We start from the raw sequence: 14303 nt of genomic DNA, 5'->3' as shown, positions 1-14303 counted from the left end.
GCCCAGTGTTCAGGCTTCCGATCTACGGCCCACCTGAATGCCGAGTTGCTTGAGCTTCCGGTACAGGTGGGTGCGTTCGAGGCCTGTTTTGTCTGCAAGCCGGGTAATGTTGCCGTCTTCCAGCTGCAGGTGGTATTCGAAGTAAAGTCGTTCGAAGGTTTCGCGTGCCTCGCGTAGCGGTAAGTCCAGCGGCAAAGCCAGTGCGGCTGTCGAGGCGCGAGATATGAAACGCACGACTTCTTCGGCACTTATTTCTTCTTCCAATGAGCCGAGTGCAAGCGATTTGACGGCAGACCTTAATTCACCAAAGCCGCCGCCCCAAGGGCTATTGCGCAGGGCGTTGAGTGCCCCGGTTGTCAGCGTACGCGCCGGGACTTCGCCACTTTCCGTGAGGTGTTGCAGGAGCTGGGCAACCAGTTCCGGAACTTCTTCCTTGAGTTCGAGCAGAGACGGGGGAACCAATGCGACCTCGAACATGCGCCGTACCAGCTGAGGATCCCAACCGTCTTTCAGCAGTTGGTCGGCCTGTTGGGTGGTGGCGGCGAGCAGGTGCAGATCGTACTTGTCGAGACGGTCGATGACAAAAGCAAGATTCTTCTGCTGCGACCGGTTGATTTGCGCCAGATCTTCAATGAAAACCTGCCCGCCGCGCGCGGCTTCGAGGGCTTGCACTTCAATGGGCTGAGCCAGCGTGCCCAGATCGAGCCATGGGCAGCCTGCGTTCTGCAGGCTGCGGGCACATAGTTCCGCCAATGATCCGGGCCCAACGCGCAGCAGCAGCATGCGGGACTTTTGATTGATTTGATCCAGACGCTTGCGCAACTCACGCAAAGGATTGGATCGCGTAAAGGCGGCCAGCGTGAGGTGGGCTTGAGTCTTGTTTGGCTGGCGCTGCAGGCCGCGCTTGACGGCCGCCAGCAATTTTTGCAGGGAAATCGGTTTTTCGAGGAAGTCCAATGCGCCGAAGCGGATCGCTTCAACCGCTGTGTCGATGGTACCGTGGCCAGACATCATGATGACCGGCATGGTCAGCAAGCCTGACGCAGCCCATTCCTTGAGTACGGTTACTCCATCGGTGTCCGGCATCCAGATGTCCAGCAGCACCAGATCCGGGCGTGCTGTTTGGCGTGCCGCGCGCGCTGCGGTGGCATTTTCAGCCAAGACTACGTCATAGCCTTCGTCGCACAGGATTTCCCGCAGTAATTCACGAATCCCGATTTCGTCATCCACTACCAGAATCTTTGCCATACCGGCCCACCGCAACAGAGTGTTGCTAATTTACCACAGCTTCTTGTTGTGCGAGGCGCAGTCGTACTTTTACTTCGGCGCCGCCTTCTGCCCGGTTGCTCAGACTGATCTCGCCTCGGTGGTCCTCAATGATTTTTCGCACGATTGCCAGGCCGAGCCCGGATCCGCGCGGTTTGGTCGTGACATACGGTTCCATGGCACGGGCCAGGATGGCGGCGGGAAAACCGCAGCCATTGTCGCGCACCAGTAATTCGACGCGTTTGCCGTCAAGACGGGTCAGTACAGTGATGTGCCCCGCCACTTGTTCTGTGACGGCGTCTTGTGCGTTCTGCAGCAGGTTGTGGATAACCTGACGCAGCTGGCTGGCATCGGCGTGTATGAAAGGGAGTGTGCTGGCGAATTCGGCCAGAATGGGGATGCTTGCGCCTTCGTAAAGTACCAGCACCTCGCGCAGCAGCGCGTTCAGATCGATGGGGGCAAGCTGTGGTGGGGGCAGGCGGGCATAGTCGCGGAAGCCATTCACCAGATTCTTCATCGCCTCGACCTGGTTAACGATTGTTTGCGTGGCGCGGGTCAGCATGGCCTGATCCGCCTCGTTGAGGTGATCCAGCAGCTTGTGCTGCAGGCGTTCGGCCGAGAGCTGGATGGGGGTGAGCGGGTTCTTGATCTCGTGCGCCAGGCGCCGCGCGACTTCCGCCCAGGCTGCATTGCGTTGCGCAGAAATGAGTTCGGAGATGTCATCGAAGACCACTACGAAACCGCCTTCCGAGCCCTGCGGCAATTGCGATCCATGCAGTAGCAGGGTCTGGATCACGCCCTCGCCGTGGTCGATTTCAATTTGTTTGTGCCAGTAATTTTCGTTGTCGGCAAAGCCGGCCAGGATGCTGTCGCGAAAACGGGTGTGTCCCGTCCAGTCATTGAGCGTCAGGGCTTCATAACCACCCAGATCATCCTGCAGGATGGTCAGCGCCCCCTGGTTGGCTGCACGTAATTCACCCTTGGCCGAGAACGCCAGCACGCCAGCCGAAAGATTGGCGAGCACGCTTTCCAGATAGGCGCGGGCTGCATCCACGGCGGCACGATTTTTTTCAGCCTGGGCGCGGGCATCCAGCAACTGGCGGGTCATGCGGTTGAAGGATTGTGTCAGCACGCCCAGTTCGTCACGCGCGGGAAGTGACTGACGCGGCGAGAAGTCACCCGCCGCTACCGCCTGGGTGCCTTCGGCCAGTATCGCCAGTGGCGCCGACAAGGATCGAGCAAACATGAAGGCGATGCCGACGGCGGCAAACATGCTCAGCAGCAGTGCCAGAGTCAGTGTGATCAGGTAGATCTGTTTGAGGCCCTGGCGTGCGAGGCGCAACTCCTGATAGTTCTGATGCAGTTCCTGGATGCGCTCGGCGCTTTGGGCCAGCGCTTCCGGCACGGGTACGCGCACTTGCATCAGCAGCGGATCCGCCTGAAACAGGCGGCTGGCAATCGGCACCACCACGCGCATTACCAGTCTGTCTCCGTCACCTTCAACGGCCCGAAACCCGCGCCCTTGCCGTGCCTGACGCAGCTGGGTAGAGGGCAGTACATCCGGGGCCAAGCCGTTGCGCATGTCGCCGGTCGTGGCGATGATGCGTCCACTGGTCGAGAGCACTGAAACCTCGTCGGCATCCAGTTGTTCGCGAATGCGCACCAGCGCCCCGAGCCCCGGCTGGCCATTGTCTCCGAGCTCCAGTGCGATACTGCGGCTGCGTTCACCGAGCTGATTGAGGAGGGCATCCAGAGCGCTGCGGCCCAGATCCAGTCCCGATTCCAGCGCGGAGTCCACGCGCACGTTGTACCAGGACTCGATGGAGCGCACGGCGAATTGCACCGACACTGCATAGATCAGCGTGCCGGGCAGTACGGCCAGCAGCATGAACATGCCGATCAGTTTGAGTTTGAGGCGTGAGCCGAATTTGCGCTGACGGTATTCGCGCCACAGGGTGTGCAGCTGAATGCCTACCAGCACCGCCAGACCCAGCGCCAGCAGCACGTTCAGACCTAGCAGGAGCGGGTAGTTGTGCGAAAACAGCGAGGTGTTCGCGCCGGCCGAGGCAAGCAGAAACAGCAGGATCGTGCCGATGGCCGAAACGACGAGAATCAGTCGTTTCATCGCGTGTCCATCGCCGAGGCGACGAAATTCCAGCGCGCCCAGCCTGTTGTCAGATCCAGCTCGCGGTTGCCCAGCGCTGCGACCTGGAAGGGCTTGGGTAGTTGGCCAATATCCAGACGCATGCGCAGGGCGGCTTCGTAGGGCTCACCATCGCTCAGGCGGCTGCGATCCAGCACCATCCAGTTGCGCAGGGTGAGCATCGCCCGCAAAGCCTCGTCGAAACTGGCGAAGCTGCGGTGAATGCTGCCGATCGACAGACGATACTGGCGAGTCAGGGCATGATAGGCGAGGCGGAAATTCATGGTTCGCGCCACGATGGTTTCATCCAGCCAGTACCAGCGCGGGCGTGTCAGCACGAACTCGGCCTGAAAGGGCACGGACAGGCCGCTTTCCACCATCTCCTGCAGACGTGGGCTGGGCTGCAACTCCACCGAGGCGTTCACGATGTAGAGCAGGTCAACCGGCACCACCTCGTGATAGCGGAACTCCATGCCATTGCCGGCGGCCTGTGCGCCGGGCATCTGCAGCAGTGTCAGGCACAGCAGGATCAGGGCGAACAATGCCGGATACGGACGGCCGCTGACCGCCCGATGCCGCGAAGGCTCAGAGAGTTTTTTCCAGCAGTGCGAAGTAGAAGCCGTCATGTTGGGCGTCGGGCAGCCATTGTTTCTCGGTTGTTCCGTCTGCAAAGGCCGCGCGGCGGCAGTTGGCGTGGCGGGCCGCGAAACGCGCGACCTGCTGTCCATTCTCTTCAGCGAAGACGGAACAAGTGAGATAAAGCATTTTCCCGCCCGGCGCCAGCACTAGCCACAGTGCATCGAGGATTTCGGCCTGAACCGTTGCGAAACCCGCAACATCCTCCGCGCGGCGCAGCCATTTGATGTCCGGATGACGACGCGCCACGCCCGAGGCCGAGCACGGCACATCGGCCAGAATCCTGTCGAAAGCCTGGCCGTCCCACCAGTCGCGGGTGTGGCTGCAATCGGCGGTTTGCAACTCGGCCGTCAAGCCCAGGCGGCTCAGGTTGTCGCGCACGCGCTGGCAGCGCGACTCTTCCAGTTCGATGGCCAGCAGCTGAATGTCGGCCAGCTCCAGCAAGTGGGCGGTTTTGCCGCCCGGCGCGGCGCAGGCGTCGAGCACGCGTTGTCCGTCCTGCAGATCCAGTAGCGTTGCCGCCTGCTGAGCCCCCCAATCCTGAACCGACACGCGGCCCTCGGCGAAGCCCGGCAACGCAGCCACCGGACGTGGCGTATTCAGGCGTAGGGCCAGCGGCCCCAGTTCCACGCAGGAAATGTCGGCCGCCTCCAGCTCGCGCCTATAGTCCGTCAGCGAGCTGCGGCGAGGATTAATGCGCAGGCTCATTGGTGGGTGAGTGTTATTGCCCGCCAACAGCGCCTGCCAGTGCTCGGGATGCTGGTGCTGCACTTTTTCGATCCACCAGGCGGGATGCCGCCAATGCGCCTCGGGCTTGTCGGCCAGCCCGGCGATCAGCGCCGGCCACTGGCGCAGCGCATTGCGCAGCACGCCATTGACGAGCGCCTTGAGGCGGCCTTCGGCCAGATGTGCCGCCGCTTCCACGGCCTGATCCACCACAGTGTGGGCAGTTTCCGGGCGCGTTTCCAGTCGGTGCAGGGCGATCAGCAGCAGCGCTTCGATGCGCGGCTCTTCCAGCGGTTTGGACAGCAGGGTTTGCAGGATGGAGCTGCCACGGCCGTGATCGCGCAGCGTGCTGTAAAGCAGATCCTGCACCGCACCGCGCGAGGCGGCGGTCAGTTCCGGATAAGCGCGCCACAGGCCCAGCAGGCCATCGTTGAGGGCGTAGCCTTTCAGCACGGCCGCCAAGCCATCGCTGGCAACCAGCAGGGATTCACTCAGCGAGCCGGTGGGCAGCGCGGGCAAGGCACGCGGCGGCGGGCGGCGAGCTTGATCGGAACGGGAAGAGGAGGAAGAGGGGGCGGCATGGCCCGACGAGGGGCGTGCGCCGGGGCGGCGCGCGAAAGGTTTTGAGTTCATGGCCGGCATTGTACGGGTCTGGCAGCCTGTCGGGCAGGTGCTGGAGAGCCGCACGGCGCTTGCCTGTCGAACATGGGGTGCTGTAGACCCTTTCGGGCCGGGCTTGTGCGGCATGACAGGCTGGAGATGTCCGTCCGGTGCGCGTCTTGGGCTGCCTGCCTGGGGGGGGGCTGTCAGCAGCCCGTTGTTTGGGGTTTGCCGGTACCATAAGGTCTGACGAGATCCCCGCAGCGCGGGCATCCCCTTGAATCCCTGAAGCCAGCCGCCATGTCCGACATTCTGCAAAAAATCCTCGCCACCAAACGGGTGGAAATTGAAGCCGCCGAGCGCGAAGTCTCGCGTGAAGCCATTGTTGAAGCTGCTCGCGACGGGGCTCCTGTGCGTGATTTTGTTGGCGCAATCCGCGCGAAAATTGCTGCCGGCGGCGCGGGCGTGATTGCCGAGGTCAAAAAAGCCAGCCCCTCGAAAGGCGTGATTCGCGCCGATTTCCGGCCTGCCGAGATTGCGGCCTCGTATGAAAAAGGCGGCGCAGCCTGTCTGTCGGTGTTGACCGATCGCGATTACTTTCAGGGCTCGCCCGAATACCTGCAGGCGGCGCGCGAAGCCTGCAGCTTGCCGGTACTGCGCAAGGATTTCATCATCGACGCCTATCAGGTCTTCGAGGCGCGCGCGATGGGCGCGGATGCGATCCTGCTGATCGTGGCCGCCTTTCTGCCGCCGGACGGCACGGTGAATGCCTCGACAAGCCGTTCTGCCGTCAGTCATATGCTGGAGCTTGAGCAGCTGGCACATGATCTGGGCATGGCCGTGCTGGTCGAGGTGCACAGTGCTGAGGAGCTGGGTCTGGCCGTGCAATTGACGACGCCCCTGCTGGGTATCAACAACCGCAACCTGCGTACTTTCGAGGTCTCGCTGGAGGTGACGCTGTCGCAGCTCGCGCGTATCCCAGCAGGCCGCATCGTGGTGACCGAGAGCGGCATCTTCGGTCCGCAGGATGTGGCCAGCATGCGTGCCCATGGCGTGCATGCTTTTCTCGTCGGTGAGGCTTTCATGCGCGCGGATGAGCCGGGCGTCGAGCTGGCGCGGCTGTTTGCCTAAGCCGTGCGATTCAAAAGCAAAAGGCCCGATCCATGGATCGGGCCTTTTGTTTTCTTCGTAATAAAGTTGGGGCGAAGAAATCGCAGCAAAATGAAGCGAAGTGAAACGTAGCGATTCTGGCTAGCCGCGCCGACGCAGGCAGTACTTTGGTACGGCAAGGAGGCGCAACAACGCCAGAATCATTTTCTGCGGCTGCTTACTCGTGTTTCGGCGCCGAGATCATCACATGCTGCACCAGTTCGGCCAGTGAATTCACGCCCATTTTTTCCATCACCCGCGCACGGTGCACTTCCACCGTCTTGATGCTGATGCCCAGGTCGTCGGCGATCTGCTTGTTCAGGCGGCCGGCAACGATCAGTTCCAGAACTTCACGCTCGCGCGGGGTCAGGCCGTCGATGCGGCGCTGGGCGTCCGCTTCCTGCAGGCGGGCGCCGTGGTGTTTGAGATCTTCGGCCAGGGCACCGCGGATCAGGCTGACCATTTCCTGGTCGTTGAAGGGCTTTTCGATGAAATCCACAGCCCCTTTTTTGAGCGCGGAAACGGCCATTGGTACATCGCCGTGACCAGTGATGAAGATCACCGGCAGGGTGGCGTGCATGGCATTGAGTTTTTCATGTAATTCCAGGCCGCTCATGCCGGGCATGCGGATATCCAGAACCAGGCAGCCATTCATCTTCGCGCTGTAGGCAGCCAGAAAGGCCTCGGCTGATTCGAAGGCTAGGGACTTGAGGCCGGTCGATTCGAGCAGCCAGATCAGTGAGTCGCGCAGGGCTTCGTCGTCGTCAACGATGTAGACGAGCTGTTCGGATGGGTGAATGTTATGTGTCATGTTCTGAACCAAGATTTTTCTCCTGCGGCAATGTAAAGGTGAAGATACTCCCTCCGGCCGGGTTCGCGTCAACCCACAGCCGACCTTTGTGGAATTCGATGATCGAACGGCAGATGTTCAGGCCCATGCCCATGCCATCCTGCTTGGTCGTAAAGAAGGGTGAAAACAGGTTTTCCAGGTGCTCCGGGCTGACGCCACAACCGTGGTCGCTGACGCTGACTTCGATGGCGTCGGCGGTGAGGCGGGCCCTCAGGTGAATCTGGCGTTCATCCAGCGGCAGATCCTGCATGGCTTCAGCGGCGTTCTTGATCAGGTTCATCAGCACCTGTTCGACCATGATGCGATCGGCCATGACCAGTGGTAAATCGCCGGGGATATTGGTGCTGACCCGAGCGCCCAGTCGGCGGGCCTCGATGCCGGCAATGCCCAGCGCCTCTTCGGCGATCTGACCGATATTCACCAGTGCCCGGCGTGGCTCACTCTTGCGTACGAAATCACGCACTCGGCGTACGATGTTGCCGGCCCGCGCGGCCTGGGCGCTGGCCTTTTCCATCGCGCCGAGAATGTCTTCGTGCTTGTAATTGCCACTCTTCAGCCGATTGACGCAGCCCATGCTGTAGTTGGAGATTGCCGAGAGCGGCTGGTTCAGTTCGTGGGCCAGAGTGGAGGCCATTTCACCCATGGTGATCAGGCGTGAGGTACGGGCGAGGCGTTCCTCCTGGGCACGATTGAGTTCTTCAGCACGTTTCAGTGCCGAGACGTCAGTGGCGACTGCGAGGCGCACGACACGGCCATCAACCCAGCGCAAGGCGCGCTCGCGCAGGTGAAACCACTGGCCCGTGGCCGGGTGCTGCAGCTCGCCATCGAAAAGTTCGCGGGGTACATCGCGAGCGTTGAGTTTGCGCGGATCTACCGGGTAGTCGCCCAGCTCGGGTTGCGGTAGCCCAATGTGGCTGGTTTCGCCGGCAAAGCGGGCCTGTGCTTCGTAGGCGCGATTGGTGTAGAGCAGGGTGCCGCTGCTGGCTTCGGCCACATATACGGCGGCGTCCAGCCCTTCGAGAACGGTGGTGATGCGATCATTGGCGGCTTGCAGCTCGGCGCGGGCGCGGCCTTGTTCGGTGATGTCGGTCATCGCCGTCATCCAGCCGGTCTGAATGCCGTGAGCATCTATCAGCGGGGATATGTGCAGGCGTACGTCGAGCAGCTTTCCGTTGCGTCGGCGAACGCGCAGCTCCATGCCTTGAGTGGGCGCTTCCCCCGCCAGGCAAAGATGGAGCTTGTACCAGTTCTGTGCGTGCTCCTTGTCCGGCCAGTAGGGAAAGGGCGGCTTCTGGCCGATCAACTCTTCGGCGCTGTAGCCCACCAGTTCACAGAAGGCGTGATTGACGTAAATGATGCGGCCTTCGCGGTCGATTGCGCGCAGCCCCGTTAATACTGAGTCCTCCATGGCCTTGCGGAAAGTGGACTCCGTGCGCAGCGCGTCTTCGCTGGCCTTGCGGCCGGTTACGTCGTGGGCGACGGCGTAGATTCGCGATTCTTCAAGCAGTGGGTTCGCGCTCCAGTTCAGCCAGCGGTAGCTGCCATCGCCGCAGCGGCAGCGAAGCTCGAATTGGCTTGGGCGACCGTTGGCCAGGGCGGTCAGGCCTTTCCGGGCAATGCCGAGGTCTTCGGCATGAACGATATCAAGCAAGGACATGCCGACAATATTTTCTGGTTTCAGTCCGAGGATATTCACCAGCGCAGGGTTGAGGCGCTCGAAATGACCGCTGAGACTGAGGACCCCGAAAATATCCAGTGACAGGCGAAAGAACAGATCGCGTTCTTCCTCGATCTGTCCTGCGCGCTGGTTTTGCGCTTTGGCCAGCAGCACGCCCCAGGTGGCGACCGCGACCAGCGCGATGATGATGATCAGGGTAAAGCGCAGTGGGTCCGTACCTCCCTTGAATGCTTCGGCGGGCAGCGCGGCAAACCAGACCAGCCCAAGCACTGCCGCCAGCATCAGGATCGACAGGGCAGATGACAGAGGGCTCCGGGGTGAGGGGGGCGGATGTTCGTTATTGTCGCGGGGTTTCATCCAGGGTGGTGCTGTGTGCTGGGGGTGAGAGATTATCGCTTGATCGATGCTGCCTTGCGGGCCTTCGATGCCGATCGCGTGACTGATTGTCCGGATAGCGCGAGGCTTGCTGCATCAGGGCTTCCCCTAGGCGCAAGGCGACTTAGAGACTTACGGGCAGACTCGTCGAATTCAGAGTGCGGGACGTGCTAGCAAATCGTCATAATGTTGCGCCGCAACATTATGATTGTTCAAGGTTTTTTATGGAGCGGTCACGAAATTTGATGGAGGCTTGTCATTGCATAGGGAGGGTCGTTCTTTTATATTGTGAGATCGAAGGATTTCGCGCCCGCGGGTGACGAGTGTCCCGCAGGCTTGCTCTCGCTCCGGTTTGGCCGGGTCAGCATTAGCGCGCGAGCAAGTCGAATAAAAAAGCAAACCACTCCGGTTCCTCCGACTGGAGCGGGTCCATGAACCCCTGGTGAGGAGAGTAATGATGGCGGTAGTGCCCCACGTCCTGTTGCAGACCGATACGGATCAGCAAGAGACCCAAGAATGGTTGGAAGCGCTGAGTGCAGTTTCGGCGCATGAGAGTCCCGAACGCGCCCGTTATCTGATTGAGCGCCTGATCGAAGATCTGCGCGATGGCGGATTAGTGGTGCCTTACAGCGCCAACACGCCTTACCTGAATACTGTCTCTACCGCCGATCAGCCCAACTATCCGGGCGACCCCGAGCTGGAATTGCGGATTCAGGCATATCTGCGCTGGAATGCCATTGCTATGGTGGTGCGTGCTAACAAGCACACCAATGTGGGCGGCCATCTTGCCTCTTACGCCTCCAGCGCCACCCTGTATGACGTGGGTTTTAACTGGTTCTGGAAGGCGCCGACCGAACAGCAGGAAGGTGACCTGATTTATTTTCAGGGTCACTCCATCCCGGGGATTTACGCCCGCGCATTCCTGCTCGGCCGCCTGACTGAAGAGCAACTCGATAATTTCCGTCAGGAAACCTCGGGCAAGGGTCTCTCGTCCTACCCGCACCCTTGGCTGATGCCGGATTTCTGGCAATTCCCGACCGTGTCGATGGGCCTGGGCCCGTTGCAGGCAATTTATCAGGCGCGCTTCCTGCGCTATCTGAGCGATCGTGGCATTCAGGATACGTCTGGCCGCAAGGTCTGGGCTTTCATGGGCGACGGCGAGATGGACGAAGTCGAGTCGCGCGGTGCGCTTGGCCTGGCCTGTCGCGAGAAGCTCGACAATCTGGTCTTTGTGATCAACTGTAATCTGCAACGTCTGGATGGTCCGGTGCGCGGGAATGGCAAGATCATTCAGGAGCTGGAAGCCGAATTCCGTGGCGCTGGCTGGAATGTGGTCAAGCTGATGTGGGGCTCGAACTGGGATGCTCTGTTCACCCGTGATACCAAGGGCTTGCTGAAAAAACGCATGCTCGAGGTGGTGGATGGTGAGTTCCAGACCTACAAGTCGAAGAACGGTGCGTGGGTGCGCGAGCACTTCTTCAGCACGCCTGAACTCAAGGAGCTGGTTGCCGATTGGACTGACGACGACATCTGGAAGCTCAATCGTGGCGGCCATGACATGTTCAAGGTCTTCGCCGCTTACAAGGCCGCGGTCGACACCAAGGGCCAGCCGACGCTGATCCTGGCGCATACCGTCAAAGGCTTCGGCATGGGTGAGTCCGGTGAAGCACAGAACACCAGCCACCAGACGAAGAAAATGACGCTGGATTCGCTGAAAGCTTTCCGCGATCGTTTCCATATTCCGGTGGCTGACGACCAACTCGAGTCGATGCCTTTCATCAAGTTCGAGGAAGGCTCGCCGGAGCTGAGTTACATGCGTCTGCGCCGCATGGATCTGGGGGGCTATCTGCCCAGCCGTCGCCGCACCGCCGCCAAGCTGGATGTGCCCGCACTGGCAGCCTTCGATGCGCAGTTGAAGGCGTCGGGCGAAGGTCGCGAGTTCTCGACCACGATGGCCATCGTGCGCATGTTCAACACCATCCTCAAGGACAAGCAGATCGGCAAGAATGTGGTGCCAATCGTGGTGGATGAGTCGCGCACTTTTGGTATGGAAGGCATGTTCCGCCAGTACGGCATCTGGAATCAGGAAGGCCAGAAGTATCTGCCGCAGGATCATGACCAGCTCATGTTCTACAAGGAGAGCAAAGACGGTCAAGTCATGCAGGACGGCATTAACGAAGCCGGCGCCATGGCGGACTGGATTGCTGCCGCAACGGCTTACTCCACGCATGGCGTGCAGATGATTCCGTTCTACATCTTCTATTCGATGTTCGGCATGCAGCGCACCATGGACTTGTGCTGGGCGGCAGGCGACTCGCGTGCTCGCGGCTTCCTGATTGGCGCAACGGCTGGCCGCACCACGCTGAACGGCGAAGGTCTGCAGCACGAAGATGGCCATAGCCATATTCTGGCCGGCACCATCCCGAACTGCATCAGCTACGACCCGACCTTCTCCTTCGAGTTGGCTGTGATCTTCCAGGATGGTCTGCGCCGCATGTTTGGCGAGCAGGAAGATGTGTACTACTACATCACCGTCATGAACGAGAACTACGAGCACCCGGCGCTTCCGGAAGGCTCCGAGGCCGACATCATCAAGGGCTTGTACAAGTTCCGTAACGGCGCCAAGAGCAAAGCTCCGCGCGTGCAATTGATGGGCTCCGGCACGATCTTCCGTGAAGTGATTGCCGCGGCTGACATGCTGCAGGCCGACTGGGGGGTCGAGTCCGACATCTGGGGCGCGCCTAGCCTGAATGAGCTGACCCGCGAAGGCAACGCCACGGCACGCTGGAACATGCTGCACCCGATGGATGAAAGGAAGCTCTCGCATGTTGAAGCCAAGCTCAAGGGCTCGGTTGGTCCGCTGATTGCGGCCACCGACTACATCCGCCTGTATGCCGAGCAGATTCGTCCCTTTGTGCCGAACAAGTATGTGGTGCTGGGTACGGATGGTTTCGGCCGTTCGGATACGCGTGAAGCACTGCGTGACCACTTTGAAGTGGATCGTCGCTGGGTGGTGATCGCTGCGCTATCGGCGCTGGCCGACGAAGGCACGATTGGCCGCGAGAAGGTTGCCGCGGCAATCCTCAAGTACGGCATCGATGCCAACAAGCCGAACCCGATGTATGCGTAAGGCGTGAGGCATGAGGGGCGAGACTACAGCAGGTCTTTTTATCGCTGATCTCCGCCCCTTGCTCCTTACTCCTCACTCCTCACTAGGAAAAAACAATGAGCCAACTCATCGAAGTAAAAGTCCCCGATATTGGTGATTTCAAGGATGTGCCGGTCATCGAAGTGTTCGTCAAAGTTGGCGACACGGTCAAACTCGACGATCCGCTGCTGACCCTGGAGTCTGACAAAGCCACCATGGAAGTGCCGTCTTCGGCCGCCGGTGTGGTCAAGGAAGTGCGCGTCAAGGTTGGCGATCGCGCTGGCGAAGGCGCGGTGGTTGTGGTGCTGGAAGCTGCTGGAGTAGCCGCCGCCCCCGCAGCTGCCCCGACTCCGGCCGCGGCGCCTGTCGCGGCCGTGCCTGCGGCTGCCCCCGTTGCGGCGCCTGCCGCCGCAGGCAAGATTGAACTGACCGTGCCGGATATCGGCGATTTCAAGGATGTACCGGTCATCGAGGTGTTCATCAAGGTGGGCGACGTGATTGCGGTCGATGCCCCGGTGGCGACGCTCGAATCCGACAAGGCCACCATGGAAGTGCCGAGCTCGGCTGCCGGCGTGGTCAAGCAAGTACTGGTCAAGGTCGGCGATCGTGTCGCGGTTGGCGCCGTGCTGGCCGTACTGGAAGGTGTTGCCGCAGCAGGAGCCACACCGGTCGCTGCTCCGACAGCCGCACCCGTGGCCGCTGTGCAGGCAGCTGCCGCGCAGACGCCCGCTGCGTCTGCCTCTACTGGCGCCCTGGCTGCAGGCCCTGTGGCGACGGCCTCCGCCGCCATGTCGCATGCCAGCCCCGGCGTGCGCCGCTTTGCGCGCGAACTGGGTGTGGATATCACCAAGGTCGTTGCGAGCGGGCCGAAGGGCCGTATCCTGCAGGATGACGTGCAGAACTTCGTCAAGGGCATCCTCGCTCAGGTCTCTTCGGGCGCGCTAGCTCCGGCCGGTTCTGCGTCCGCCGGTGGCGGCGTGGGTGGCCTCAATCTGCTGGCCTGGCCGAAGGTCGACTTCGCGAAGTTCGGTGCGGTCGAATCGCAGCCGCTGTCGCGCATCAAGAAGATTTCCGGTGCCAATCTGCATCGCAACTGGGTGGTCATTCCGCACGTTACCAATCATGACGATGCGGACATCACGGATCTGGAAGCCTTCCGCGTGAGCATGAACAAGGAGCTGGAAAAGAGCGGCTCCAAGCTCACCATGCTGGCCTTCATGATCAAGGCGGCCGTGGCGGCGCTGCAGAAGTTCCCCGAGTTCAATGCTTCTCTGGACGGCGACAATCTGGTCCTGAAGAAGTACTTTCACATCGGCTTCGCTGCGGACACGCCAAATGGCCTGGTCGTGCCGGTCATCAAGGATGCCGACAAGAAGGGTGTGATCGAGATTGCCAAGGAAATGGGCGATCTGGCCAAGCTGGCCCGTGAAGGCAAGCTCAAGCCCGACCAGATGCAGGGTGGCTGTTTCACGATCAGCTCGCTGGGCGGCATTGGCGGCGTGTATTTCACGCCGATCATCAATGCGCCGGAAGTGGCGATCATGGGCGTCTGCAAATCGCAGATCCGTCCGGTGTGGGACGGCAAGCAATTCGCACCGCGCCTGATGCTGCCGCTGTCACTGTCCTGGGATCATCGCGTCATCGACGGCGCTTCTGCCGCCCGTTTCAATGCTTACTTCGCCGGCGTGCTGCAAGACTTTCGCCGTGTGCTGCTCTGAGGCGAGGACTGAAC

The 14303-nt window shown here is 60.9% G+C and carries 9 protein-coding genes; 3 read left to right on the top strand and 6 right to left on the bottom strand.

Annotated features, from left to right (window positions below; translation table 11 throughout):
• Nucleotides 1-9 precede the first annotated feature (9 nt).
• Genes ABXR19_RS02205 through rsmB form a run of 4 tightly spaced genes read right to left on the bottom strand, consistent with a single transcriptional unit; the run spans nt 10 to nt 5404 of the window.
• Nucleotides 10-1248 (bottom strand): sigma-54-dependent transcriptional regulator, encoded by a 1239-nt coding sequence (locus tag ABXR19_RS02205; RefSeq protein ID WP_354599446.1) that lies wholly within the window; start codon nt 1246-1248, stop codon nt 10-12.
• A gap of 25 nt (nt 1249-1273) precedes the next feature.
• The gene (locus ABXR19_RS02200; protein WP_354599445.1) at nt 1274-3391 is read right to left on the bottom strand and encodes a sensor histidine kinase; all 2118 of its coding nucleotides are present in this window, start codon (nt 3389-3391) and stop codon (nt 1274-1276) included.
• Nucleotides 3388-4035, bottom strand: coding sequence for a DUF4390 domain-containing protein (locus ABXR19_RS02195; RefSeq protein ID WP_354599444.1), 648 nt, complete (start codon nt 4033-4035; stop codon nt 3388-3390). Before ABXR19_RS02195 ends, ABXR19_RS02200 begins: the two co-directional genes overlap by 4 nt.
• Nucleotides 3995-5404, bottom strand: a complete 1410-nt coding sequence (gene rsmB, locus ABXR19_RS02190; protein WP_354599443.1) for a 16S rRNA (cytosine(967)-C(5))-methyltransferase RsmB — start codon at nt 5402-5404, stop codon at nt 3995-3997. Before rsmB ends, ABXR19_RS02195 begins: the two co-directional genes overlap by 41 nt.
• A 267-nt stretch (nt 5405-5671) precedes the next feature.
• Between rsmB and trpC the strand changes: the two genes are divergently transcribed.
• Nucleotides 5672-6502, top strand: a complete 831-nt coding sequence (gene trpC / locus ABXR19_RS02185; RefSeq protein ID WP_354599442.1) for an indole-3-glycerol phosphate synthase TrpC — start codon at nt 5672-5674, stop codon at nt 6500-6502.
• A gap of 196 nt (nt 6503-6698) precedes the next feature.
• Here the strand turns inward: trpC and ABXR19_RS02180 are convergent, their stop codons facing one another.
• Both ABXR19_RS02180 and ABXR19_RS02175 read right to left on the bottom strand, forming a co-directional pair.
• On the bottom strand, nt 6699-7331 hold the full coding sequence (locus ABXR19_RS02180) for a response regulator transcription factor (RefSeq protein WP_354599441.1): 633 nt from the start codon (nt 7329-7331) through the stop codon (nt 6699-6701).
• Nucleotides 7321-9405, bottom strand: a complete 2085-nt coding sequence (locus ABXR19_RS02175) for a PAS domain-containing sensor histidine kinase (protein ID WP_354599440.1) — start codon at nt 9403-9405, stop codon at nt 7321-7323. Before ABXR19_RS02175 ends, ABXR19_RS02180 begins: the two co-directional genes overlap by 11 nt.
• Before the next feature lie 475 nt (nt 9406-9880).
• Between ABXR19_RS02175 and aceE the strand changes: the two genes are divergently transcribed.
• Both aceE and aceF read left to right on the top strand, forming a co-directional pair.
• Nucleotides 9881-12553 (top strand): pyruvate dehydrogenase (acetyl-transferring), homodimeric type, encoded by a 2673-nt coding sequence (aceE, locus tag ABXR19_RS02170; protein ID WP_354599661.1) that lies wholly within the window; start codon nt 9881-9883, stop codon nt 12551-12553.
• 95 nt (nt 12554-12648) lie between these two features.
• The gene (gene aceF, locus ABXR19_RS02165) at nt 12649-14289 is read left to right on the top strand and encodes a dihydrolipoyllysine-residue acetyltransferase (RefSeq protein WP_354599439.1); all 1641 of its coding nucleotides are present in this window, start codon (nt 12649-12651) and stop codon (nt 14287-14289) included.
• Nucleotides 14290-14303: the final 14 nt, after the last annotated feature.

Source organism: Uliginosibacterium flavum, assembly GCF_040566545.1.
GTDB lineage: Bacteria > Pseudomonadota > Gammaproteobacteria > Burkholderiales > Rhodocyclaceae > Uliginosibacterium > Uliginosibacterium flavum.
This window is presented reverse-complemented; position numbering and strand designations above follow the sequence as displayed.

Bases quoted from the DNA above. Each gene is read 5' to 3' on its own strand.
- aceE (WP_354599661.1), top strand. From the start codon at position 9,881: ATGGCGGTAGTGCCCCACGTCCTGTTGCAGACCGATACGGATCAGCAA.
- ABXR19_RS02205 (WP_354599446.1), bottom strand. From the start codon at position 1,248: ATGGCAAAGATTCTGGTAGTGGATGACGAAATCGGGATTCGTGAATTA.
- rsmB (WP_354599443.1), bottom strand. From the start codon at position 5,404: ATGAACTCAAAACCTTTCGCGCGCCGCCCCGGCGCACGCCCCTCGTCG.
- ABXR19_RS02195 (WP_354599444.1), bottom strand. From the start codon at position 4,035: ATGACGGCTTCTACTTCGCACTGCTGGAAAAAACTCTCTGAGCCTTCG.
- ABXR19_RS02175 (WP_354599440.1), bottom strand. From the start codon at position 9,405: ATGAAACCCCGCGACAATAACGAACATCCGCCCCCCTCACCCCGGAGC.
- ABXR19_RS02180 (WP_354599441.1), bottom strand. From the start codon at position 7,331: ATGACACATAACATTCACCCATCCGAACAGCTCGTCTACATCGTTGAC.
- trpC (WP_354599442.1), top strand. From the start codon at position 5,672: ATGTCCGACATTCTGCAAAAAATCCTCGCCACCAAACGGGTGGAAATT.
- aceF (WP_354599439.1), top strand. From the start codon at position 12,649: ATGAGCCAACTCATCGAAGTAAAAGTCCCCGATATTGGTGATTTCAAG.
- ABXR19_RS02200 (WP_354599445.1), bottom strand. From the start codon at position 3,391: ATGAAACGACTGATTCTCGTCGTTTCGGCCATCGGCACGATCCTGCTG.